The 25,751-nt window shown below is 37.4% G+C and carries 22 protein-coding genes; 8 read left to right on the top strand and 14 right to left on the bottom strand.

All coding sequences use genetic code 11. From position 1 onward, the window contains the following. The first annotated feature begins 1,076 nt into the window (after positions 1-1,076). Both gldF and ABD985_RS05310 read left to right on the top strand, forming a co-directional pair. Positions 1,077-1,805 (top strand): gliding motility-associated ABC transporter permease subunit GldF, encoded by a 729-nt coding sequence (gene gldF / locus ABD985_RS05315; RefSeq protein ID WP_345369815.1) that lies wholly within the window; start codon positions 1,077-1,079, stop codon positions 1,803-1,805. Positions 1,806-1,891: 86 nt separating this feature from the next. Then, positions 1,892-2,869, top strand: coding sequence for a polyprenyl synthetase family protein (locus tag ABD985_RS05310; protein ID WP_345369814.1), 978 nt, complete (start codon positions 1,892-1,894; stop codon positions 2,867-2,869). A 197-nt stretch (positions 2,870-3,066) separates the two neighbouring features. On the opposite strand, the gene ABD985_RS05305 is transcribed toward ABD985_RS05310, so the two are convergent. Further along, entirely contained in the window at positions 3,067-3,564 is a 498-nt protein-coding gene (locus tag ABD985_RS05305; RefSeq protein WP_345369813.1) for a hypothetical protein, read from the bottom strand. Between the two features lie 187 nt (positions 3,565-3,751). Between ABD985_RS05305 and ABD985_RS05300 the strand changes: the two genes are divergently transcribed. After that, complete coding sequence (locus ABD985_RS05300; RefSeq protein WP_345369812.1) at positions 3,752-4,513, top strand: alpha/beta fold hydrolase; 762 nt, start codon at positions 3,752-3,754, stop codon at positions 4,511-4,513. Between the two features lie 486 nt (positions 4,514-4,999). Here ABD985_RS05300 and ABD985_RS05295 read toward each other — a convergent pair whose 3' ends face one another. Together ABD985_RS05295 and ABD985_RS05290 are read right to left on the bottom strand one after the other, a co-directional pair. Then, positions 5,000-5,809 (bottom strand): lysophospholipid acyltransferase family protein, encoded by an 810-nt coding sequence (locus tag ABD985_RS05295; protein WP_345369810.1) that lies wholly within the window; start codon positions 5,807-5,809, stop codon positions 5,000-5,002. Positions 5,810-6,135: 326 nt separating this feature from the next. Further along, positions 6,136-7,128 (bottom strand): ribonucleoside-diphosphate reductase small subunit, encoded by a 993-nt coding sequence (locus ABD985_RS05290; protein WP_345369809.1) that lies wholly within the window; start codon positions 7,126-7,128, stop codon positions 6,136-6,138. A 319-nt stretch (positions 7,129-7,447) separates the two neighbouring features. On the opposite strand from ABD985_RS05290, the gene rplU reads away from it, so the two are divergent. From rplU to ABD985_RS05265, 5 genes are all read left to right on the top strand, one after another. Further along, positions 7,448-7,759 carry a 50S ribosomal protein L21 gene (gene rplU / locus ABD985_RS05285; protein ID WP_345369808.1) on the top strand — a complete coding sequence of 104 codons (312 nt, stop codon included), beginning with the start codon at positions 7,448-7,450 and terminating at the stop codon, positions 7,757-7,759. A gap of 25 nt (positions 7,760-7,784) precedes the next feature. Beyond that, a complete protein-coding gene (gene rpmA / locus ABD985_RS05280) occupies positions 7,785-8,042 on the top strand; it encodes a 50S ribosomal protein L27 (RefSeq protein ID WP_345369806.1) in 258 nt (85 codons plus the stop codon). 405 nt (positions 8,043-8,447) lie between these two features. Beyond that, complete coding sequence (gene dnaA / locus ABD985_RS05275; RefSeq protein WP_345369804.1) at positions 8,448-10,061, top strand: chromosomal replication initiator protein DnaA; 1,614 nt, start codon at positions 8,448-8,450, stop codon at positions 10,059-10,061. A 541-nt stretch (positions 10,062-10,602) separates the two neighbouring features. After that, a complete protein-coding gene (locus tag ABD985_RS05270; RefSeq protein ID WP_345369802.1) occupies positions 10,603-11,403 on the top strand; it encodes a DUF481 domain-containing protein in 801 nt (266 codons plus the stop codon). Between the two features lie 81 nt (positions 11,404-11,484). Next, the gene (locus ABD985_RS05265) at positions 11,485-14,169 is read left to right on the top strand and encodes a hypothetical protein (RefSeq protein ID WP_345369800.1); all 2,685 of its coding nucleotides are present in this window, start codon (positions 11,485-11,487) and stop codon (positions 14,167-14,169) included. Between the two features lie 227 nt (positions 14,170-14,396). Here the strand turns inward: ABD985_RS05265 and aroA are convergent, their stop codons facing one another. The 11 genes from aroA to ccoG all read right to left on the bottom strand — a co-directional run bounded on the left by aroA (position 14,397) and on the right by ccoG (position 25,708). After that, positions 14,397-15,614: a 3-phosphoshikimate 1-carboxyvinyltransferase gene (gene aroA / locus ABD985_RS05260; RefSeq protein ID WP_345369799.1), complete on the bottom strand. Its 1,218-nt coding sequence runs from the start codon at positions 15,612-15,614 to the stop codon at positions 14,397-14,399. A gap of 67 nt (positions 15,615-15,681) precedes the next feature. Then, positions 15,682-16,398, bottom strand: a complete 717-nt coding sequence (gene lipB, locus ABD985_RS05255) for a lipoyl(octanoyl) transferase LipB (RefSeq protein ID WP_345369796.1) — start codon at positions 16,396-16,398, stop codon at positions 15,682-15,684. 421 nt (positions 16,399-16,819) lie between these two features. Further along, complete coding sequence (locus ABD985_RS05250; RefSeq protein ID WP_345369794.1) at positions 16,820-17,770, bottom strand: UDP-glucuronic acid decarboxylase family protein; 951 nt, start codon at positions 17,768-17,770, stop codon at positions 16,820-16,822. A gap of 9 nt (positions 17,771-17,779) precedes the next feature. Beyond that, complete coding sequence (locus ABD985_RS05245) at positions 17,780-19,120, bottom strand: UDP-glucose dehydrogenase family protein (protein WP_345369792.1); 1,341 nt, start codon at positions 19,118-19,120, stop codon at positions 17,780-17,782. A 185-nt stretch (positions 19,121-19,305) separates the two neighbouring features. Beyond that, on the bottom strand, positions 19,306-19,932 hold the full coding sequence (locus tag ABD985_RS05240) for an L-threonylcarbamoyladenylate synthase (protein WP_345369790.1): 627 nt from the start codon (positions 19,930-19,932) through the stop codon (positions 19,306-19,308). Positions 19,933-20,041: 109 nt separating this feature from the next. Continuing rightward, a complete protein-coding gene (locus tag ABD985_RS05235; RefSeq protein WP_345369789.1) occupies positions 20,042-21,556 on the bottom strand; it encodes a magnesium chelatase in 1,515 nt (504 codons plus the stop codon). Positions 21,557-21,673: 117 nt separating this feature from the next. Further along, on the bottom strand, positions 21,674-22,360 hold the full coding sequence (locus tag ABD985_RS05230) for a DNA alkylation repair protein (RefSeq protein ID WP_345369788.1): 687 nt from the start codon (positions 22,358-22,360) through the stop codon (positions 21,674-21,676). A 49-nt stretch (positions 22,361-22,409) separates the two neighbouring features. Continuing rightward, positions 22,410-22,637 carry a cysteine-rich CWC family protein gene (locus ABD985_RS05225; RefSeq protein WP_345369787.1) on the bottom strand — a complete coding sequence of 76 codons (228 nt, stop codon included), beginning with the start codon at positions 22,635-22,637 and terminating at the stop codon, positions 22,410-22,412. Positions 22,638-22,941: 304 nt separating this feature from the next. Further along, positions 22,942-23,643: a sulfite exporter TauE/SafE family protein gene (locus tag ABD985_RS05220; RefSeq protein WP_345369786.1), complete on the bottom strand. Its 702-nt coding sequence runs from the start codon at positions 23,641-23,643 to the stop codon at positions 22,942-22,944. 90 nt (positions 23,644-23,733) lie between these two features. After that, complete coding sequence (locus ABD985_RS05215; RefSeq protein WP_345369784.1) at positions 23,734-24,177, bottom strand: FixH family protein; 444 nt, start codon at positions 24,175-24,177, stop codon at positions 23,734-23,736. Between the two features lie 88 nt (positions 24,178-24,265). Next, entirely contained in the window at positions 24,266-25,708 is a 1,443-nt protein-coding gene (gene ccoG / locus ABD985_RS05210; RefSeq protein WP_345369783.1) for a cytochrome c oxidase accessory protein CcoG, read from the bottom strand. Positions 25,709-25,751 lie beyond the last annotated feature (43 nt).

The following is a 25,751-nucleotide window of genomic DNA, read 5'->3' as shown; positions in this document are numbered from 1 at the left end:
ATACCTAACAAGTTAAGCATTGCGCGATTCACCATTCTGTCACAGTTTTTCAAAGAACTTGTATAATACTCGTTTGTATTATAATGAGATTCAAAACCAGAATCTTAACTTATATTTTTTAACTTCTTCGTTTCAGAAGCGGATGCAAAGGTAAGAAAACTTTCAATTACAATCCAAATTAATTTTGAAGTTTTTTTCAGCGAGATTTCTTAAAAACCTACACTCTCGATAGCGAGAAGCGCTATTTCATTATCTTCTCAAAACTTCTTTTTCTTACTTTCCTTTCGAAATCGGATGCAAAGGTAAGAAAACTTTTAACTAACTTCCAAAACAAATTTTCAAAAACTTTTCAGGAGTAAAATCCGAGGATTTTGTGGATAACAAATTGCTCCAAAGAGCGTCTCCCATTCCCTGAATTGTTGTGGCCTTCCGTTTGAAGGGGATGCAAAAGTGTAGGTATTTTTTGGATTATGCAAATGGAATAGTTCAATTATTTACAGAAATAATCATATTCAAATACAACAACCTCATTTCATGCTACTTCAACAAGTGTTAATGATTTGAGCTTTATTTCAGATCCCCCTATTGGTTATCGTAATTCATATACACAGCTCTTTTGGGTAGAGACAAAAGTCCTAGCATGGATTAAACATTAAGATAAAAGGAAGGTACTTTTAAGAGAGGTGCTTTTAAGAAGAAGGGGCGTCATACCCCTTTGTATGATAAAAAAGAGAGGCCGGTTGGAAGAAATTCCTATATAGACAGGATTAGATTCGCCCCATAGTGTCGGCCTTCCACTGTTAACTCTAAAAGAGCTTATCCTAAGATAAGTGTGGCCTGCCCTTCAAAACGGAAGCTCCTCTTATATTAATTACGTTGAATTTTCCAATTTATCCGGCCTCACTACAAAGATCTATAGTTTTTCAATGAAAAGCGACTATACCGAGCAATATTTTTAGGAATAAGAAAAATATCATCCTTTGGCCTGCTATATGCTAAGTACATCCTTTTATATTTACAGTCAATACATTTAATCCTATAAAAAAGTAGGATTATCCATTAAATAAAGGGGAATTATGTTAGAAGTATTGAAGAAAGAATTTGGTAGCTTTTTCAACTCTCTCGCAGGGTATATTGTTCTGGTGATATTCTTTATTATTACAGGGCTATTCTCATGGGTATTTCCTCAGAGTAGTATTCTTTCTAATGGGTTTGCTAATCTGAACCCTCTGTTTGATCTAGCTCCCTACTTATTTATGTTTTTAGTTCCTGCTCTTACTATGAAAGCCTTTTCAGAAGAAGTAAAAACAGGTACTATAGAATTATTACTTACTAAACCCTTAACCGACTGGTCCATTGTTCTAGGGAAATACTTCGCTAGTTTAACTCTTATTATAATTGCTTTACTCCCAACACTAGTTTATTACTACACCGTATACCAAATAGGTTCACCTATCGGAAATATTGATCAAGGAGCAACCATTGGCTCTTATTTCGGTTTACTGTTACTAGGTACAGTATTTTCCGCTATTGGGATACTTGCTTCCTCTATTACCGACAATCAAATAGTTTCTTATATCACTGCCTTATTTTTATGCTTTATAATATATGATGGATTTTCTCTAATCTCTAGTATCAATATATGGTCTACCTATTCCTATCAGATTAGTAAATGGGGCATAGACCATCATTATAGCGCTTTAAGTAAGGGAATTATTGACAGCAGAAACATATTATACTTTATCAGTATGACGCTTATTATGTTATTTGCTTCTAAAATAACATTAAGTAGTCGAAAGTGGTAAGTGCACACTGAATACTATTATAATATATAGCTACCCATGTCCCTTGGCCACTAAAGCTTTTTGTAACGACGAAACTCTTTATCCACATGTCTTTTAATTTCGAACTGGCAAACGAACAAATTACCTCCAAAATCGAGGCATTAAATATAGGAAAGGCCCCCAACAACCTTTACGACCCTATATATTATACATTATCTATGGGAGGGAAAAGAACCCGCCCTATACTTGCTCTTTTAGGCTGTTACCTTTACAATGAAAACTACTTAAAAGCCATGGGAGTAGCGATGGGAGTAGAGATATTCCATAACTTCACTTTAGTTCATGACGATATTATGGACAATGCTCCTCTTAGAAGAGGCAAAGCTACTGTTCATGAGAAATGGAATAATAATATTGCCATTCTATCTGGTGATGTCATGTTGGTAAAAGCTTATGAGCAATTTTTAGATACTGACCCTGCATTACTTGGCTCCATCCTTCAATACTTTAATAAATGTGCCTCAGAGGTCTGTGAAGGACAGCAATATGATATGGACTTCGAAAATGAAGATAATGTCAGCGCTGAGGAGTATTTACATATGATTCGCTTAAAGACTGCCGTACTATTAGGGTTTAGTCTGAGAGGTGGTGCTCTTGTAGGAGGCGCCTCCGAGAAGGATGCTGAAGTATTGGCTGAAATTGCTGAGCTAGTAGGAACAGGGTTCCAACTAAAAGACGATATTCTTGATCTTTATGGAGAACAAGCCAAAGTAGGAAAACAAATTGGTGGAGATATTATTGCCAATAAAAAAACGTACTTACTTATTAAAGCCTTAGAACAGGCCAATGAAGAACAAAAAAATGAGTTGGAACATTGGTTATCCTTAACCTCATTTGATAATACTGAGAAAGTAGAAGCTGTGAAAGCCCTATTTGATACCATTGGTGTTAAAGCTATAGCAGAAGAAAAAATGCACTCCTACTTCCAGCAAGCTTTCCAACTACTAAAGGGCTTAGAAATTCCTGAAGAAAGAAAAGCCTCTTTGCATGGATTTATTGAGATGATTTACTCTAGAGATAAGTAATTAAAAGAAGTGACTATCTCACCACTCAGTGAAAAATTAAAGTCAGAGATAGTAACTCTTTTAATATTAAAGGATGAAGGATGAAGGATGAAGGATGAAGGATGAAGGATGAAGGAAAAATACTCTTTTTCACTCCTTCCTCCTTTCTCCATTTGAAAATAATTTCACCTATCAGTCAAGATATAAATCGATCCTTTTTATTTCTCTTGCTGAATACGCAATACAAGTGCTTTTTTTAGCAACACGAAATTAACCATTAATAATTGCCCATCTTTTACCATAGGTATAGTATACAGAAACGTTGTATCTGACACTTCCTGTAGATTCTCTGTCATTTCTATCCCCTCTTTCAAGTTGTAATTATATGCTTCATACAAAGAAGAGATCACGGGTTGATCTTTTGGTTGTTCGCAGATTACCTCAATCTTATCTACATAAGTATCCCATTCTTGGTCTAACAATATATTATCAACACAAGATAAGTTTTCCTGCTGTTCTCTAACAGTCTTTGATAACTCCTTCCCCACTTCATAGGCCTTCTGAGAAATATCCGCGTCTGCTATCTTTCTAAGTTTTCTGGATTTGATTTCTTTCGACAATGCCTTTGTATCAATATTTTCTGGTGGTTTGATATCACAAGAAAATATTAGAAGAGGGAGTAATAAAAAGCTTCCTATTTTATATAGTGAATTCATTCTATGTATTTTTATACTTTTTAATCTTTATTCCACACAAATATAGAATAGAATAAGGAGGATTACCTATATCTTATCTAGTCTCCTCAATAAGTATTTGTTTAATCTACTTTAAAAGTAGATTCACTCTTAGTTGAAAAATGCTCAGGTTTTCAAGACCTTTACAAGGAATTATAAATAAATCGAGATGGAACTACATTATAGAAGGACAGGAGAAGGTTCTCCACTAATTATTCTACACGGATTATTTGGTAGCTCAGATAACTGGATGAGCATTGGAAAAACATTGGCTGAAAAGCACGAGTTATTCTTGGTAGATCAGAGAAACCACGGGCTTTCTCCTAATACAGAAGCCTTCAATTATACTACTTTTGTAGAAGATCTATACCAATTTATAGACTACCACAATATCGAAAACCCTACCTTATTAGGACACTCTATGGGAGGTAAGGTAGCGATGCAGTTCGCTGCTCAACATCCTGAGCTTCTAAAGCAACTTATTGTGGTAGATATTGCACCAAGAGCATATCCTGTACACCACCAAACCATATTGGAAGGAATGAATGCCATTCCTGTTGCATCACTCAAGGGGAGAAATGAAGCTGATAAAATCTTATCGGAATATATTCCTGAGATGGGTATACGAATGTTCTTACTTAAAAATCTACAACGTAATCCCGAAGGAGGATTTAGCTGGAAGATCAATCTTCCTGTTATTACTAAGAAAATCGCAGAAGTGGGAAAAGCGCTAGATCATCAGGGTACTATTGATATCCCATCCTTATTTATAGGGGGTAAAAACTCCAATTACATACAATCGGATGATGAAGCTATGATTCGCGATATCTTTACGGATGTTCGTATTGAGATGATAGATCAAGCTGGACATTGGGTTCATGCTGAGCAACCACAAAAAGTGACTGACCATATCTTGTCATTCACCTATTAACAGGGTTTGTTCAAGGTGTTTAGTTGAGCTTTGCTCGTTCATATTGTTTAGTTGTTAGAACTAGCAATTAGATAAAAAAGAAACATGAATCATCCCATATTAACAAATGGCTTAGTTTTCTGAGAATTCATCACTTTACAGCTATCTCAACAAGCCCTTTATAAGCTTCTTCATTTTTTCCTTGCCACCGTGGCCCGGATGAAAAACGAAGCAAAAAAATCAAGGCTTTGAAGAATTTGCCTAATTTTTAATCGCAAAAGCTAAAACCATTACATGGCGTATTCAACTCGCTACGCTCAAACAATGGTATTTCCTTAACGCTTTTACGATTAAAAATTTTAACGGCAATTCTTCAAGGCCATTTTTAGATATATAAAGACACTTTTTAAAGAAAAAAATATGAGCCACCCCTTAAATGTTAATATGGGATGACTCATGTTTCTCCTTCAACCTTCCATTAGGACAACCACAAGGGTCTCCCTTACTTTATCCTTTCTTTGGGGTTTGCCCGATAGCTTCTGTTATCTTCGCCAGAATTTCTTCTGAGCTAGCATCGGGGTCAAAGTGAATAGGCTCCTTAATGCGTACATGAAGTTTAGTTCCTTTCTTTTTGAAGAACAAACCTTTCTTATCAAATGCTCTACGGAAACCATCTATATTAATAGGTACCACAATTGGGTTAAATGTCTTTATAATATTGGCAGTTCCTTTTCTTACAGGGGCATAAGGTGTAGTCGTTCCTTGAGGGAATGTTACTACCCATCCTTTATCCAACGCTTTCTTTATTTTACCTGGCGCTGATACATCGGCTCCCCTCTTCACATCTTGCCCTGCAGCTCTCCATGACCTTTTGACCGTTACAGCTCCCGTCATCGCAAAGATCTTCGGTAGCCAACCACTTTGTTTCATCGTCTCCTCCGCTGCCACATAATACATGTAAGCTCTTGGATTCAGAATATACCAAGGCATCTTGACACTCTTCATATTCCATTTTGCACCGCAGAAAATATGATAGAAAGCAATTACATCTGAATAATAAGTCTGATGATTGGATATAAACAAGACATTTCTCCGAGGAAGCCCTTTCAAATGCTCCATCCCCTCTACATTCATTTTATTATAAATATTGAGTCGTGGATAGGTCACACCCGCCAAAACACTTATCAGTATTCTCTTAAGAAAGACGACATTTCCAAAACCATCAGTCGGCACAATATTCAACTTTCTTCTTCTTCTCTTCTTTACAGATTTTTGCTCTTTCACAGCATCAGAACTACTCTCTATTTCCTTTTTCATAATTCCTGTCACAACTTCCTTGAGCTTTAATATTTACAATAACCTATAAGAGTATGTTCGGAATATCTATTTCTGAGGAAATTGACATTCCAAACATACTCTGAATTCATCATCTACCTACTATTGCGTATGTATTGATGTCTTATTTCTATACAATTATACAAATACCGTTTTTGATTCCCCCCCTACTCTTCTACAGCATTTAAACCATAAATATATTTCTAAAAATGATTTTACTCTAAATATAAAAACTTTCACCCTTGCTTAACAAAAGTGATTATTCATTTATAGGATATAAACAAAATGCAATTTAACATTATTTAACTCTAAAAATCCTCATCTAAAGTAAACTTAGGTTTATCACTATCTTTCTCAACACTATTCATTACCCCTGACTTTTGATAATCTGACACCCTTTTCTCAAAGAAGTTGGTTTTCCCCTGTAAAGAGATCAATTCCATAAAATCAAAGGGATTCTCCACTTCATACTCTTTTGTACATCCCAGAGACAACAATAACCGGTCAGCCACAAACTCAATATACTGACACATAAGGTCAGCATTCATTCCTATTAATTTTACAGGAATTGCATCCCGCACAAACTCCTGTTCAATTCGGACTGCATCCAATATAATTTCCTTAACCTGTTTCTCAGGCAACTTATTTTGGATATGTTCTGTATATAGATGACATGCAAAATCACAATGTAACCCCTCATCCCTGGAGATAAGCTCATTTGAAAAACTTAAACCAGGCATTAAGCCTCTCTTCTTCAACCAAAAAATGGAGCAAAAACTACCCGAAAAGAAAATACCTTCCACTGCAGCAAAAGCAATCAATCTTTCTACAAAGCTTCCCTGCTCTATCCATTTCAATGCCCAGTTTGCTTTTTTCTCTACGCATGATAGCGTCTCAATAGCATGAAAGAGATGATGCTTTTGCTGAGGATCCTTTACATAGGTATCAATTAATAGAGAATACGTTTCTGAGTGAATATTCTCTATTGCGACCTGAAAGCCATAAAAAAACTTTGCCTCTGTATACTGTACCTCTGAAAGGAAATTCTCCGCCAGGTTTTCATTAACAATCCCATCACTAGCTGCAAAAAATGCTAATACATGTGTGATAAAGTAGCGTTCATCTTCTGTCAGCCGTTCCCAATCCCTCAAATCCTGTTCCAAGTCAATTTCTTCTGCCGTCCAGAAGCTCGCTTCCGCTTTCTTATAGAATTGCCAGATATCTGGGTGCTCAATAGGAAATAAAACAAAGCGATCTTTATTCTCCGATAAGATAGGTTCCTGGTTTATTTTGTTTCTCATAAGTCAATAGGGTTATCAGTTACGCCCATAAAAACAGGCTATTTGCGGGTTATCTTGATTAAAGAAAGTGAATTTTAAAGAATATAGCTGTTACTCAACATTATTTCTTGGCAAATTTTTACCAATCCACTATATTTGCATCTTGCAGACTAAGAACCATTGGTTTGCGTTAAAATGCGCTACTTAATTTAAGCTTTCTATCTTACAGAAACACACTTTTGAATAAATAAGTATAATTATTTCTATGATAATGTTGTGTTTATATGATATTAGCCTTAAATTTGCAGCCATTTCGTGGAAATTTTAACTCGAAGAGAAAATGTACGCAATTGTAGAAATAGCTGGGCAACAATTCAAAGTTGAAGAAAATAAATATATCTATACACACAGGCTAGAAGCAAACGAAGGAGACGCTGTTGAATTTGATAATGTTCTGCTTGTAGATAATGATTCAACTGTAGAAGTAGGAGCACCAAAAGTAGAAGGTGCTAAGGTTACTGGGAAAATCCTAGGTCACGTAAGAGGCGAAAAAGTAATCGTTTTCAAGAAGAAAAGAAGAAAAGGTTACAAAGTGAAGAACGGTCATAGACAACACTTCACTAAAGTTTTGATCGAAGGAATTTCTAAATAAGAACTCTTAAAACATTTGAAATAAAATGGCACACAAAAAAGGAGCTGGTAGTTCTCGAAACGGAAGAGAATCGGAAAGTAAACGTTTGGGTGTGAAAATCTTTGGCGGTCAGTCTATCACGGCTGGTAACATCATCGTTAGACAAAGAGGTACAACTCACCACCCAGGAAAAAACGTAGGAATGGGTAAAGACCACACACTTTACGCACTTACAGATGGTAAAGTGGTATTCAAAAAAGGTTTGAAGCAAAGATCATTTGTTTCTGTAGAATCTGCTGAATAATACCTTCGTTGATTCCAACAAAAACTCAAACCCAACGGTTTGAGTTTTTTTTTGCTCTTTGCTATCGCATTCATTATGTATGGTATAATCTCCTATTTCTCCATTCTATTCAAGGATGATAACTATTAATGTTTTCATTTTCAGTAATTTTTTAGGAATTTTGCATACATTTTTTGCACTCTCAAAACTATTGGTTATATAAAAACTAATAAATCTTTCAAAAAGAGGCGAACAGTGCACTCAAATCTCATATTGTTCAAGAGATTGAGATACCGATTATCTGTAAATGTAATCGAGACCAAAGGAAGACAGTTATAAACACTGTTTCCAAAAACAATCACTCCCCTGATATGTGTTAGTGAGTTGTAATTGATGAATTGATTGACTGTAAAATATATAAGGTAGATGACTAAAGACTGTCATACGGTTTGGCAAGAGTGTTTGGCAATCATTCGTAACGAGATTTCTCCACAAAGCTTTCATACTTGGTTTAAGCCGATTAAAGCTGCCAAGCTTGAAAACAATGTGCTTACTATTGCTATTCCAAGTCCATTCTTCTATGAGTGGCTAGAGGAATACTATGTCCATTTGCTAAAGAAGGCAATCGATGCTGTGCTAGGACCATCGGGCAAGCTGGAGTATTCTATTGTGATGAAAACCAAGCCTAAGAATCCTCCTTTTACGCAAAATAAAACGGATCAATCAACTTCTTCCCCAGCAAAAGAAGGTGGAGCTGGAACTCAATATCAGGTACCTCCTGTACAAGGACACCTATTTACACCTCCTACTCCTAATAACCCTACAAAAGAAACACCACAGGAAACAACTCCTAAGCAAGGTACCCTGTTTCCTTATTCCTCCAATGAGCCTGAATCATCAGTACCTCCCAAAAAAGAGGAAACTCCTATTGAACCCCCAGCGGCCACAGGAAATCCATATCGTACGATCAATTCCTATGATATTCCAAATGTGAATGATCCTAGCTATCAGGAATCTAACCTGAATCCAAATTATACGTTCAATACGTATATTGAGGGGGATTGCAATCGTTTAGCTCGCTCGGCAGGTATAGCAATTGCTAAAAAACCTGGAATTACCTCTTTTAACCCTTTGGTGGTTTATGGAGGTGTGGGTTTGGGTAAAACGCATTTGGCTCAAGCTATAGGAAATGCTATCAAACAGATGGTTCCCGATAGATTCGTACTCTATGTTTCTTCTGAGCAATTCACTACTCAGTTTATTGAAGCATTGAAAAACAACCGTGTCAATCAGTTTACAGAGTATTACTTGAAAGTCGATACACTAATTGTTGATGACATACAGTTCCTTGCCCGCAAGGAAAAGACACAGGAAACCTTCTTCCATATTTTTAATAGGCTACACCAAAGTGGGCGTCAAATTATCATGACTTCAGACCGCCCACCTCGTGTACTGGAAGGTCTTACAGACCGTTTACTATCACGATTTAAATGGGGGTTGACTGCAGATATACAGAAGCCTGACTTTGAAACAAGGATTGCCATTGTACAGCAAAAACTTGCTTCTGAAGGGATGAATGTTCCTGAAGAGGTTATAGAGTACTTAGCTTACAATATTGATTCGAATATCAGAGAACTAGAAGGAGTTTTGGTTTCATTAGTCGCTAATGCTTCCCTCATGAGTCGAAAAATCGACTTAGAGATGGCTAAAAGTGCCCTATTGAATATTGTCCGAAATACGGAGAAAGAAATTACGGTAGAATTTATACAGCAGGTTGTCGCAGATTACTTTAAGATCTCTGTAGAGGAATTAAAGTCCAAAACCCGAAAGAAGGATATTGCCAATGCCAGACAAATTGCCATGTACTTCTCTAAGGAGTATACTAAAGAACCTTTAAAGAATATTGGTGATTACTTTGGAGGAAGAGACCATAGTACGGTAGTACATGCGAGTAAAACCGTTTCCAAAAAATGTGATTCTGATGTAATCTATAACCGCATCTTAGAAGAACTATTATCACAGATGAACTTGAAAAAATAAAGCTTTTCAAGCAAAGAATATAAAAAAAGACTACCATCACTATTGATGAGTGGCATCATTTTTCGGATGAATAAAGGAAACATGAATCATCCCATATTAACAAACGGCTTAACTTCCTGAGAATTAGTCGCTTTACAGTTATCTTACAAGCTCTTTATGAGCTTCTTCATTTTTTCCTTGATGAAAAAACGAAGCAAAAAAATCAAGGCTTTGAAGAATTTGCCTAATTTCTAATCGCAAAAGCTAAAAATTCCAAACTCGCTACGCTCAAACAATGGAATTTTCTTAACGCTTTTACGATTAAAAATTTTAACGGCAATTCTTCAAGGCCATTTTTAGATATATAAAGGCACTTTTTAAAGAAAAAAATATGAGTCACCCCTTAAATGTTAATATGGGGTAACTCATGTTTCTCCTTCAACACTATAAAGGCCTATCTTTAATGATTATTCCTTTATAGTCGATTTATGGAGTAACTTCTTTTTACTTAATAGAACATAGAATATTATTTAAACCACTTTTTTAAAGTTTAAAAAAAGCTATGCTAAACAAACTAATCACTTTATTCCTAATTATACTTCCTTTTGGACTACACGCTCAAATTCTCAACGTAGAAAAGGAGAGAAGTAATGGCGAAGATTCTACCCAATGGGTAGGAAATGTAACCGCTGCCTTTTCCCTTAAAAAACAACAAGTCGAGGCCATGGAATTTAATCTAGCATCTAATGCTGCTTATTTCAGTGAGAAACATGCCTATATATTGGTTGGGGAGATCGAATCCTTAAGAGGTGATGGTGAGTTTATCCTTAGTCATGGATTTGGTCACTTCAGAACTAACCTGATGCGTAAAAATAAGCTCTCTTACGAGTTATTCTCTCAAATACAATATGATGATATCAGAGGTATGAAAAATCGTTGGCTAACAGGAGCAGGCCTTCGTTATACTATGCGAGAAAAAGATACCTACCAAATTGCGATAGGTACTGGAGCAATGTATGAAGCTGAAAATTGGTATTGGACAATAGAGGAAGACAATGAAGCAGAAGGGTGGCAAAAAGGAGATATCCTTTCTCCTTCTCCTGAACGTCTAAAAAGCACCTCTTATATTTCCTTAAAATATGATATTAGCAGCAAAAGCTTTCTAAACTTTATCACCTATTATCAAGCGAAATTTGATTCATTTCATTTACCAAGGATAAGCGGAGAGTTCAATTTAAATATTGGTATTAGTAAACACCTTGCCTTCACGACAAAAGCTACTTATTGGTATGATGCCGCTCCTGATATTCCTATTGATAAAACCAACTACTCTATACAGAATGGATTAACGTTTTCATTGTAACCTTACTCCATATGCCAGTATTTTCCCATATTTATAGAGAATACTGGCATTACCACCAATTACTACTGCACCTTTTAAACTATGAGGCTAAAAAAACATTCCAATACACTGCTTCTAGGAAGTAGCACGGTCATTATTTTGGCATTGTATATTACTATCGAACTAGCTTTTAATTGGTTTAATAAACATCAACGTATAAACCCTTGGGCCTTGATTCCTGAAAGTACTGTTGTTGTTATTGAAGCAGAACACCTAGATACCTTTTATCAAGAGCTCGAAAAAGGAAGTATATGGAAAGATCTCAATAGTATAGTGCTTCTCAATGATTTTATAGAAGAATTTAAATTACTTAGACAACTACTCCCTCACCAAACACAGTACGGCAAAGGCTTAATCTCTCTTAGCACGGAGGGAGTAAAACCTTATTCACTTTCTGTTATCCTTCCCCTACAGATTTTAGATGATACTTCTTTACCTAATGCACTGCAACAATTAACTCCTTTTCTGGAAAAACCTACAAAGCAGAGAACCTATAAAGGGACTACAATTTGGGAAGCTCCTATTCGGGAAAAAACTTTCTACCTATGTCAGATCAGAAACTATCTTATTGGCAGTTGGGATGGCGTAATGATAGAAGCGGCGATTCGGCAAACAAAAATATTATACCCTAAAGTACACTCACTCAAAACGATCAGTAAAGAACATTACGCTATTCACCTTAATACTCAGCAACTCGATCAACTATTTTACAAACTAGACAAAACTGCCACTCCTTCTGCCCTTGCATGGTTAAAAGGACTTGGGGAACCTTTATCACTAGGTATTCAGCGTAATGATGATACTGGTATTACCCTACAAGGAAATCCTCAGTTATCACCTGATAACCCTCTCATTCATCGCCTTCAACTCTCACAAGCACCAAAAAAAGAAATATTTCAGCAATGGCTTCCGGAAAAGACGGCCTACTACTTTAGATTCAGTATCACGGATAATAATGCCTTTCAAGAAGCCGTAGAAGATCAAGTCAAAACTCTCTCTCCACAGGCCAGAGTCAGTAGAGAGAAAATGAAAGCTCTAGGATTCGATCTTGATGATTTTTATGAAATCTTGACCCACGAGGTTGGAAAAGCAGCCATTTATCGAGGCCCTGATGCACCCTTCCATCATCTTACATTTTGCCAACTTAAAAATAAGGAAAGCCTTTCCAAATCATTACAAGAACTACACTTAGAAACTGCGAGAAATGAAGAACAACATTATCGACGTTTTAGCATAAAAGGGATTCGCATGGCTGAGCTACCAGAAGCTCTTTTAGGAAAACCTTATCAAGGATACGAACAGATGATGTTTTATACCTTTTATAATAACTACCTTATTATGGGTGAATCAATGGAAACTATAAAACATTGGATACGCTCATTGGCTTTTGGAGAAATCTGGGGTAAAAAAGATCATTGTCGAGAAATTATAGAAAAGCATGCCGAAGGGAATCGTTTTTCTTTCGTATTACAGGGCAAGTATTTCTGGAGTTCACTCTTACAAGGAATACATACAGAGTGGGCTACCCTAATGGAAAAAGAAAAGCGGAAGTTTTTAGCCATTAATTTTATATCACTTCAACAGGATACTGAACAACTCTACCTGTCCTTACATAAGTATAATGCCAATCAAACGAATAACACTATAGGTCTTCAAAAGAAATTCTCCTACAAATCCCCTCATCACTTTGCACAGGGCCCTTGGCTTATCGGACAAGAATATCTCCTTATACAAGACTATAACCGAACGCTTCGTTGCTTTTCAAAAGATGGTGAGTTATTATGGCAGTACCCACTTAATACCTTTATTATCGATGGTATTCATTTACTATTTGATGCTCAAAAAGGGCAGAAATACATTGCCTTTGCCAATGACTATAAGGTCTTTGTCTTAACCCCTAAAGGCAATCTTCTTCCAGACTTCCCTCTTGAATTTCCTGAGAAATACGAGTTGAAGCAGCTCGGAATGATCAATACGGCGTACAAAGCTCCACATTTGATCACTACTGACTATCATGGAAATGCTTTCTTGTTTAACCTAAAAGGAGAAGTTATAGGTGATTGGAGCCCTAAACGGTTCTTATCTCCTTTAGTATCTCCGGCCTTTTATACGGCTATTAATGGTCAGGAATATATCGTCACTGTATCAAAGAATGGACAAGTTGGCGCTTATGACTGGATAGGCAATCCTATTAATGGATTCCCGATGCAATTTCGCTTTGAGGTGGAAGAGAAAAGCAGCTCTCTTATCAAAAAATTCTCAGAAGCTAATAGTAAAATCGCGTTGATCAGTAAGGATGGTTCTTTGGCAGAGGTTAATTTACAGGGTAATGTTACCAATCGTATTATTTTGGGAGGGCCACATACCAAAGCAGAGTATAAAATCATACGTGATGACGTGCAAGGAGAACTATGGATCGTCGTAAAAAAAGATGGTCAAAAAGTCACTCTAATCAACGAAGAAGGAAATGTCCTTTTCAGTAAATCTCTTGATAGTGATAACTATAACTTGCAATATTTCCACTTTGGAGTAGATGCGGAGATCATTGCCATTAATCTACCTGAATCTCAAAAAACACACCTCTTCTATATCAATGGGGATAAAGTATTGAATAGTCCTATTAATAGTAGTAGTAATATACAGTTATCCTTTGATAGTAATCATCGTATTTTCAGTCTATATAGCTGTTTTGGAAAGCAACTGAATCGTTATGACTTTAAAGATTGAGAAAGGAGAAAATTAAATCCCTTTTTATCTTTTATCTATTACTTTTTACCTCTCGTAGGATAATTATTCAATCTAATAACTATGATTTCAGGTCAACCCTGTCGCTATCTACGAAATCATATACCATTTAGAGACACCATATAATAACTTATTGGCTATCGCTTATGAAACAATAAGCGATAGCCAATAAGCGGTAAAGCTACATCATGCGACAGCTTTAAGTTTCATTACTTGATCTCGAACCCTACACTCTTCAAGTGCTCCCAATAAGCAGGATAAGACTTTTCCACTACTGATGGCTCATCAATAGCTACCTGATGTAATAGCCCTAAAGGAGCAAATGCCATTGCCATGCGGTGGTCATCATAGGTATCGATCAACACTTGCTCTGTCAGCTGAATATCGGCCTTAGGTACATGGATCTCATCATCACCAATAATTGTCAAAGTTACTCCAAACTTTTTCAGTTCGTTGTACAATGCTTGAATTCTATCAGTCTCCTTAATTCTAAGACTTTTTAGTCCTTTAATTTTTGCTTCAACTCCTAAAGCTGCACAAATTACAACAATGGTCTGTGCCAAGTCTGGACAGTGTGTGAAATCGTACTCAAAGTAATCAACACACTTTCCCTTCTTTAACGTCACCCCTTCTTCATCAAAGTGAGACTCTACTCCTAGATGTGGCATAAATTCCACCAAAGCACTATCTCCTTGTAAAGAATTCTTTTTCAGATTTAGTAACTTTATTTCTGCTTCTTTTGCCAAAGCAACAATACTATACCAATAACTAGCACCTGACCAATCAGACTCCACAGTATAATCAGCTGCTTGATATTGCTGTGCGGGTACCGTAATAGTTTGTCCTTCCCACTGGTAAGATATTCCAAAGTTTTGCATTAGTTGCAACGTCATCTCGATATACGGACGAGAGGCTACTTCCCCCAACAGGTGAATCTTTAGTCCTTTAGGAAGCACTGGAGCAATCATTAATAGGGCTGAAATATACTGGCTACTGACATCCCCTTGTACACTCACCTCCTCTGTTACCTGCTTCATCCCTTTGATTTCCATTGGAGGAAATCCTTCTTCCTTTAAATATTGGATATCTGCACCTATACTCTTCAGGGCATCTACCAATATACGAATAGGACGTTGTTGCATTCGTTCTGTGCCAGTCAAGATAGATGATCTATTTGTTACTGCACTCCAGGCAGTTAAAAAACGCATAGTTGTTCCCGCATCCAGTACATCTAATGTTTTATCTTCCGATTTCAACAGACGAATCATCGTTTGTGTATCCCTTGCGGCAGCAAGATTATGTAACGTGATATTACCACCCTCCAGGGCTTGAATAATTAATGCTCGATTGCTTTCACTCTTGGAAGAAGTCAATGGAATAGTAGCCGCTAACTGGGCCGTAGGGTGTGAGATTTTGATTTTTTGCATATTAGAAAGTTGTTGTAGCCTGTACGCAAGACAGGGTATAGCTTATTAAAGTCAATTGTCTGAAGTACTAAACACTCCAGGTAATTTCAAAAAGATGCTGAAGATGTCCCTTCAGTTTTTCTTCAACCTCATGAATCGGCACCTCCCTTCCAAGCTCCTGCGCCATAGAAGTCACCGCCTTATCAGAAATTCCACAAGGTACAATATTATTAAAGTAATTGAGATCTGCATTAACATTGAAGGCAAACCCATGCATAGTCACCCATCTACTAGCTTTAACACCCATAGCACAAATCTTTCTCGGATTTTGCTTTCCTTCCTCAAAGTCAATCCAGACCCCTGTTAATCCATCTATTCTCCCCGCTGAAATATCATAATCGGCCAATGTCAAAATGATTGCCTCTTCTAGATAACGTAAGTATTTATGGATATCGGTAAAAAAGTTATCCAAATCAAAAATAGGATAGCCCACGATCTGTCCAGGACCATGATAAGTGATATCACCCCCACGATTTATTTTAAAGAAATCAATTTCTTCTCCTTGTAACTGTTCGTCGGACAAAAGTAAGTGCTCGGGTTTGCCACTCTTCCCTAATGTATAGACATGAGGGTGCTCACAGAACAACAGGTAATTTTTTGTGGGTAGTGTTGCTTCCCCATTTTTTTCCCGCTTACGATTCTCCATTTTCTCCTGCACAATGCCATCAAAAATTTCTGTTTGATAATCCCAAGCCTCTTTATACCTAATATTTCCCAGATCCTTAAATATTACTTCCTTATTCATATGCCCCTACCCAATATTTCATTTTCAAAACTTCCCAAAGATACAAACATGAATCATCTCATATTAACAAATGGCTTAGTTTTCTGAGAATTCATCACTTTACAGCTATCTCACAAGTCCTTTATGAGCCTCTTCATTTTTTCCTTGATGAAAAAACGAAGCAAAAAAATCAAGGCTTTGAAGAATTTGCCTAATTTCTAATCGCAAAAGCTAAAACCATTACATGGCGTATTCAACTCGCTACGCTCAAACAATGGAATTTTCTTAACGCTTTTACGATTAAAAATTTTAACGGCAATTCTTCAAGGCCATTTTTAGATATGTAAAGGTACTTTTTAAACAAAAAACATGAGTCACCCCTTAAATATTAATATGGGATGACTCATTTTTAGATAATCCGTGATTTTATAAGGAATTAGCTTTATGAACCAACTCCGACTTCTACCTTATTCTTAAAGTAATCTAAAGTTACTTTCAATCCTTCTGAACGAGATACTTTAGGTTCCCAATTCAAGACTTCTTTTGCTCTAGTAATATCCGGTCTACGTTGCTTAGGATCATCTTTAGGCAAGTCTCTATAAGAGATTGTGCTATTAGACCCTGTCAGCTCGACTATTTCCTCTGCAAACTCCTTGATAGTAATCTCTGCAGGGTTTCCGATATTCACTGGCTCATGATAATCACTCATCGTCAAACGGAAAATTCCGTCTACTAAGTCATCAACATAACAGAAAGATCTCGTTTGGCTTCCATCACCAAATACCGTGATATCCTCTCCCCTTAGTGCTTGACTCATAAATGCCGGTAAAGCCCTGCCATCATCCAAACGCATACGAGGGCCATAGGTATTAAAAATACGTACGATTCCTGTATTTACACCATGATACGTATGATACGCCATGGTAATGGCTTCCTGGAAACGTTTTGCCTCATCATACACTCCTCTAGGTCCAATTGGATTCACATGTCCCCAATAAGTTTCTGGCTGTGGATGTACGTTCGGATCTCCATATACTTCAGAAGTAGAAGCAATCATGAAGCGTGCATTTTTTACTCTTGCCAGACCCAATAAATTATACGGTGCCAAAGAACCTACCTTCAAGGTTTGAATGGGCATCTGCAAATAATCAATCGGGCTTGCAGGAGAAGCAAAGTGAAGAATATAGTCCAGTTCTCCTGGAACATGCACAAACTTGGTTACATCATGGTTATAAAACTCAAAATGCTCCAAAGGAAACAGGTGCTCTATATTCTCGACACTTCCTGTCAGAAAGTTATCCATGCCTATTACATGGAAACCCTCCTTCAAAAATCTATCGCATAAATGGGAGCCTAAGAAACCTGCAGCTCCCGTGATTAAAACTCTTTTCATAGATCTATTTTAGCTTAAAGTCTTTGATTTAGACTTTTTTTTATCAATGGAATTACGACCGATACTATTATAATAGAAGCCGATTTCCTCCATATCTTCCAAAGAGTAAAGGTTACGACCATCAAAGATCACTTTTTCCTTCATCAACTCTGCGATATAGCTAAAGTCCGGTGTACGGAAGATACTCCATTCTGTCACAATTGCTAGACAAGAAGCATCCTTCAGTGCATCATAACGATGCTCTACAAAGTTTACTTTGTCTCCAAACAATGCTCTCATGTTCTCCATTGCCTCAGGATCATAAGCCGTAACTGTTGCCCCTGCTGCCAATAGATCCTCAATAATATAGATAGCCGGCGCTTCTCTGATATCATCCGTATTCGGCTTAAATGCCAATCCCCAAAGAGCGATTGTTCTACCTGTCAAGTCACCACCAAAGTGCTTGATGATTTTTTCTGAAAGTACGTGCTTTTGTCTGTTGTTGACGTTCATTACGGAGTTCAGGATATTGAAGTCGTAATCATTATCCTTTGCCGTTTTAGCCAAAGCCTGAACATCCTTAGGGAAACAAGATCCACCATATCCTACACCAGGGAATAAGAAACGCTTTCCGATACGGCTATCACTACCCATACCGATACGTACCATATCAACGTTTGCCCCTACGATCTCACATAGGTTTGCAATCTCATTCATGAACGTAATTCTTGTTGCCAGATAAGAGTTTGCTGCATACTTTGTCATTTCTGCAGAACGCTCATCCATAAAGTAAATAGGGTTTCCTTGACGTACAAAAGGCTCATACAGTCTATGCATTACTTTTTGCGCTCTTTCTGAAGACGTTCCGATTACCACACGATCTGGTTTCAAGAAATCATCTACAGCAACACCTTCTCTCAAGAATTCAGGGTTAGAAACCACATCAAAGTCTACCTTCGCTTTCTTAGCAATCGCTGCGGTTACTTTCTCTGCTGTGCCTACTGGTACGGTACTCTTGTCAACAATGACCTTGTAATCATCCATCATTTCTCCCAGCTGCTCTGCTACGCCCAATACATAAGACAAATCTGCAGAACCATCCTCCCCTGGAGGTGTTGGTAAAGCCAAGAAAATAATCTCAGACTTTTTGATAGCATATTCTAGGTCTGTCGTAAATGTCAAACGACCTTCCTTGGTATTTCTACCAAATAATAGTTCCAATCCGGGTTCATAAATGGTTAACTGGCCATTTTGCAAAGACTCTACTTTGCTTTCATTGTTATCAACACAAATGACATGGTTACCTGTTTCGGCAAAGCATGTTCCGGATACGAGACCAACGTACCCTGTTCCTACAACAGCGATATTCATATTAAGCTATGTTTGTGGTATAATAGTCGGTAAAATACCTAATCTTATGATAAAATTAGAATGGTAAGTTTATTCCCTTTTGATAAAGGTTACGGTACTAAATTTACGAACACTCACCTATATTTGAAAACGGCGTAATATATTTACCAATAAAGACAAATAATAGACCGTTTCTCTAAAAAGTCCTAAATATACGAAGAAAGATCTCCCAGTCCTTGTCTTGTTATATTGAAAATACCCTCCGTACAATCTACTACCGTAGATGCTTCTGTATTTCCAGCGCCACCATCAATCACCATATCCACCTGATTGCCATATTCTTCATAAATTAACTCGGCATCTGTCGGATATTCCTGTAAATCATCATCCTGCTTAAGGGATGTCGTAATGATAGGATTCCCTAATAATCGTACAATTTCTCTAGGAATGTTATTATCCGGGACACGAATACCTACTTGTTTCTTCTTTTCCCCTACCATTTTAGGAACGTTACTACTAGCATTCATAATGAACGTAAAAGGGCCTGGTAACGCTTTTTTCAATACCCTAAAGGTTGGTGTATCTAATTGTCTGACATAATTTGTAATATCAGAGAGGTCATAACAAATAAAAGAAAGGTTCATCTTTTTAGGATTTATTCCTTTCCATTGGCATAGCTTCTTTACGGCTTGTTGATTGTAAAGATCACATCCAATACCATATACCGTATCTGTTGGGTAAATAACTAACCCTCCACTTTTCAATACCTGTACCGCTTCCTCCAATAGTCTTTCTTGTGGGTTATCTGGATTTATTCGTACAAAAACTCCCATAGCTTAATTTGATTATGAAATACAACAATTTCTAATTCTTTCTTATAAAGGTAAAAAAAAGAAGCCTTGGTTCTCCAAGACTTCCCTCAATCGTTCAATGATTTTATTCTTAAGCTTCTCCATCTTCAAAAGAATCCTCTCCCGGCATGGTAAACATACTACTGAACAAATCCTTAAACTGTACTCCAGCTACTAGTTCGTGTTTGCTAAGCATAGAATACTCAGCCAATCCATGCAACACAAACTCCATCAAGAATAATTGCTCTTCTTCTGGTAGCTCACCATATTTTTGGGAAACAATGCCTGGTAATCCTTTGGCTTCTCTCAATAGTTGTTGATACTTTTCAGTCGGCAAATCGGTCAGTATATCTAGTTGCCCACCTTCTTCAAACCATCCTAATAATGGTTTATAAGTGTTTTTCTGGCCTTTCTTTTCTTTTTCCGGATCAGGGAAGTACTTCAGAAATGTCGATCGAATTGCTTTCGCTATTAAGTTTTTGGCTACAATCCCTGCCCCTTCTTGCTCTCCTTCATAAACCAACTCTACCTTACCAGTGACTGCCGGAACTACCCCCACAAAATCAGATAACCTGATATAAGTGGTTTGCTCTCCATTCAACAATGCTCTTCTTTCTGCTGTGCTCACTAAATTCTCATAAGCAGCAATCGTTAATCTTGCAGAAACACCACTCTTTTCGTCCACGTATTCACTCTCTCTGGCTTCAAAGGCTATTTGCTCAATCAAGTCTTTGGCTATCTCACTCACTTGTACTCGTTCATGCTGCTCTGGTTTAATAGCTGCTTCTTGCTGTGTAATACGCTTGCCTATTTCTATACTCTTAGGGTAATGCGTAATGATCTGACTGGAAATACGGTCTTTCAGAGGGGTTACAATGCTACCCCTATTCGTATAGTCTTCTGGATTAGCTGTAAATACAAACTGTATATCCAAAGGGATTCTCAATTTAAATCCTCTGATTTGAATATCTCCCTCTTCCAGAATATTAAATAAAGCTACCTGTATCCTTGCTTGTAAGTCAGGTAACTCATTAATCACAAATAAACATCTATTGGAACGAGGTATCAACCCAAAATGAATCACTCTCTCATCAGCATAAGATAGTTTCATATTGGCTGCCTTAATAGGATCGACATCCCCCACCAAATCAGCTACTGACACATCAGGTGTAGCCAGTTTCTCCGTATATCGAAGATCTCTATGTAACCATTCAATGGGTGTATCATCACCATGTTCTTCGATTAAGGTTTTACCATACCTGGATAAGGGACTCAAGGGATCGTCATTCAATTCAGAACCTTTAATCACAGGGATATACTCATCCAGCAAACGAATCATCAATCGGGCCAATCTTGTCTTAGCTTGTCCCCTAAGTCCTAGCATATTAATATCATGCCCAGATAATATAGCCCTTTGTAGTTCTGGAATTACCGTTTCCTCGTATCCGTATACTCCTTCAAAAACATTAGTTCCTTTCTGAAGGGATTGTATCAAATTACTTCTAAGCTCTTCCTTAATAGTCTTGGGTTTATAATTTACCCCTTTTAATGCACCTAGCGTCTTTATTTTCAACAGTTGGTCCTGTGGAATATTTTCGTAGTTCATGAGTAACTTATCTTGTAGTTAATTTACTCTTCCATAACCTAAATCAAGGGCATTATGTTTTTAACCGGTTACCTATTTACTTGGTAAATTAAGACTATAGGTAGTTCGAGGTAAAAGCTATTTCAAATGCTTTAAGGCTTCCCGTTTACTTAAAGGGGCTAAAGGAGTATCTTCCACAAACAACATGACTCTTTGAGGAGCTGTTTTTCCATACTCCCTTAAAGTCCATCCTATGGCTTTTTGGATAAAAAACTCTTTTGACTCTTTTAAAGACTCAATACAAGCAAATAATAGATTCCAGTCTGTTTGCTCTTTGTACTTTAACTGAAAAAGTAAGGCTGTACGCTGTAGCCATAGGTTCCCGGAAGACAACCACTCCTCAACTTTTGACTCCATCAATTCCCGATGCTCTAAAAGTATCTTCCCCATTTGTCTCGAGGCCAATAAGTCCACGGTATCCCACCATGATTTTTCTTGAACCATATACTCTAGTAAAGGTATTTGTACTGCCGTAAAATCCTGCTTTCTCTTATCCATTAAGTCTAAGGCCAAATATTGACACTCTCTCTCCTCACACATCCACAAAGCCTGAAGTAATTGATAAAACTCTTCTCCTTTTGGTAACTCATACTGCCTCATGATGTCCTTTAAGACTTGTTTGCGGAGAGGTTGTTGTATACCATAGAACTCAAAATGATTTTTCATATAAGTCTTCATCTTAGAAGCTTGTTGCTCATCTCTATGGTTTTCCATTTTTTTCAATAATGCTTCCAAGAAAAAGGTATGAGGTACTATATCCTGCATGGGTTTAAATATTATTAAAGCATTGACAATGCAATAAAAAAGGTCTCACTTAATGAGACCATTCTTCGTTTGATTTTTCCTTTTGGGCTGCTATAAACTCTGCTTTGAGTTCCAACATACAATCGGCACACAAGCAATCTTCAAAATGCTCATAAATATACTGCCTTTCTTCGTTGGTCAGTGACACTGCATAACATTGGCACTCTGTCACGGAGCCTACTTTGCATTCGAACTCCTTCTGGCACCGAACACAAGTCTTCATTTCATGTTTTGTCATTGTTTTTGTTCATACTGGTTATTTAATAATATAAACAAGTTCAATGAAAAAAGCTATTGTATTCTGTTCTCTCTAGTGCTGTGATTATTTAATACGTGATTAGTGGTTAGTGATTGGTAAGTTATTTTACTAGACATCCATACTAGTGATCTAAACACTAAGTTTTCTGATAGAAATAAAAGGACTACTTCCAAATGGATAAAGGATAAAGGTATAGGAGTTTCTGGATAATAATCCTTCTTCCTTAATCCTTAAACTGTTTGAAAGTAGCACTCAGTTATAAGTTTACTTAGTAATCAATCCACTAGTGACATTGTACCCCTGACTCATTCGCTTCTATAGGGTTAGCGATTGTTTCGGCAGTACCAATATTATATGCTCTCCAAACCAACATACTCCCCATGATAATAAATACTGCAGGATAGAGTTTTCTCAATATGGGGGCTACTTTACTTTTTAGGCTATGCCCAGCAATGGTTACTACCAACATTAGTGGTGTGGTTCCTAAACCAAACATCAACATATACATCGCTCCTTCCCAGCTATTCCCTAAAGCTACCGCATTGAACATTGCCATATAAACCAAGCCACAAGGTAAAAAGCCATTAAGGATTCCTGTCGTGAAATAATTATGTATTCCTGTTTTACGGAGAAACTTCCCCATCGATTTCCTTAACGATTGAAAAAAGCTTCCCAAGTAAGGTATTTTCAATACATATCGTTCTGGGTTTACAGAAAATACGCCAATCAATAATAGCATTATACCTAGTACAGCCGTAATATAGACTTGATATCCAACCACCCATACCAACCCATGTCCCAGAAACCCTGCCAATGCTCCCAACACCATATAAGTCAATGTTCGTCCCATGTTATAGGCCAGACGCTCCATTACTACCTGCCCCCAAGACGTTGTCTTTCCTTGCATAGCCAAAGCAAGAGGGCCACACATCCCTACACAATGTAGACTACCTACTGCGCCTAACAATAATGCTGTCCAGATCATCTCTTTTGTATTTAAACCATAATCGGTTATCGGTTAAGAAAATTATTTTAACCATAGACGATAAGCTATAACCGATAAACAAATCATTACTTAGGGTATCACAATCGACTGCTCAAAGTAATAAGGGTATTGTTCATCCTTCCACTCTACCTTTACCACCCATCTTCCGGAAGCTATCTCATTCACTGGAAAAAGTTGTTGTCCGTTCGCATTGGGTTGCAAAGAAGATTGGAAGTCCATATCCTGATCAGAGGGTCTGTAAAACTTAATTATTCCTTCTTTGACCTTTGCCGTTACCGGTAGTTCAAAAACGACCGCTTTCTGTTCAGTATCTATTCTTAGCTCCGGTAGTTTATCTAATTTTGATAGATTGGAAGTCTTGGCCTTGTTCTCTAAATAGGCTGCTTCCTCCTGATAGTAATTCTTGGACACCATATTTACAGGCCCCTGAAAAAATTGTACTACCATATATCCGATAAAAGATGCAAAAGCGATAAATGCGATTACAATTCCTGTTCCCCAGTTTAGTTTCATAGTTGTTCTGTTTACATATTTTATACAGGGTGGTGCCCTGTACTATTTGGGCGATACCCTGTGCTATTATATTATTGGCTATTTGTTACTACTTAATAGGCCCCAAGAACCTACTGTCTATCGTCTCTAACAATTCTTCTCCAGAATAAATCTCCAACGTGATCGTGTTTCTGGCTCCGTCTAATAATGATGGATCTATTTCTATAAAAAATGCTCCTTTATAAATTCCTTCTTTCTCGATTACCATATCTCCTCCAGCTACGGTCAATTGCCCTGCAGGTTCTATCAGCTTCACCGAGATCGGGATTTCCTCATGGGTTTTATTCACTAATTGTATCGTATAAAGATTTCGAATATCTCCATTATCAGCCACCTGATAGGTCATACCCGGCGCTCTCAATACCGTCGTTTCTACTTTACTTCTTCCTCCCAATAAGAACCCTACGGCCCCCAACAACAAGCAAAGTACACCCGTATAAGCCAACATTCTGATGGTCCATTTAAACGGTTTCTTTTCTTCGATATCATTGGCAGAAGCAAAGCGAATCAATCCTCTTGGCTTTTCGATCTTATCCATCACTTCGTCACAAGCATCAATACAAGCCGTACAGTTAATACACTCCAGCTGTGTGCCGTTACGAATATCGATCCCTGTAGGACAAACCTGTACACATAGGCTACAGTCAATACAATCACCCTGAGGCTTTACATCCTCCAGTTGTAACTTTCTTTCGGCTTCCTCTTTCTTCTTATTACCTTTCTTCAATTTTCCTCTTGGCTCCCCTCTGATATGATCATAAGAAATCACCACAGAGTCCTTGTCCAAGAATACTCCTTGCAGACGACCATACGGACAAACTGCAATACATACTTGCTCTCTGAAGCGTGCAAATACAGCATAGAATACCCCAGCAAAAGCAACATGTGCCACAAAGATATCCCAGTTTTCCAGAGGGGAAGATGCTACCATCTGCATTAATTGCTCACCGCCAAAGATATACCCCAATACCATATTGGCTATAGCCAAAGAAAACAAAACAAATAGTGTATGCTTGAACCCTTTTTTCAAGATTTTCTCCCTGTTCCAAGGCATCTTGTCCAACTTCTTTTTCTTGCTGGCATCTCCCTCAATCCAATATTCAATACGGCGAAATACCATTTCCATAAATACGGTCTGAGGACAAGCCCATCCACACCATACCCTGCCATACACCACCGTAAAGAGGACAATGAAGACGATCATTAAAATCATCAGTAAGACAAAAATATGGAAATCCTGAGGAACAAAGAGGTAACCGAAAAGGACAAATTTGCGGTCAAAAAGGTTAAACATCAGCAAGGGTTGTCCTCCAATCTTCAAGAATGGTCCGGCAAAAAATAATCCGATCAAGACATAAGCAAGCCATTTTCTGGCATTGTAATATCTTCCGCTAGGCTTCTTGGGATAAAGCCATACTCGATCCCCTTTAGCATCTACGGTGGAGATAGAATCCCTAAACGATTCTGGTTGTTGAGATTGCTTTGTGCTCATGATGTATATCCTATTTGGACAGTTTGTTTACTACTATGGCTGT

Source organism: Algivirga pacifica, from assembly GCF_039543525.1.
Taxonomy (GTDB): domain Bacteria; phylum Bacteroidota; class Bacteroidia; order Cytophagales; family Flammeovirgaceae; genus Algivirga; species Algivirga pacifica.
This window is presented reverse-complemented; position numbering and strand designations above follow the sequence as displayed.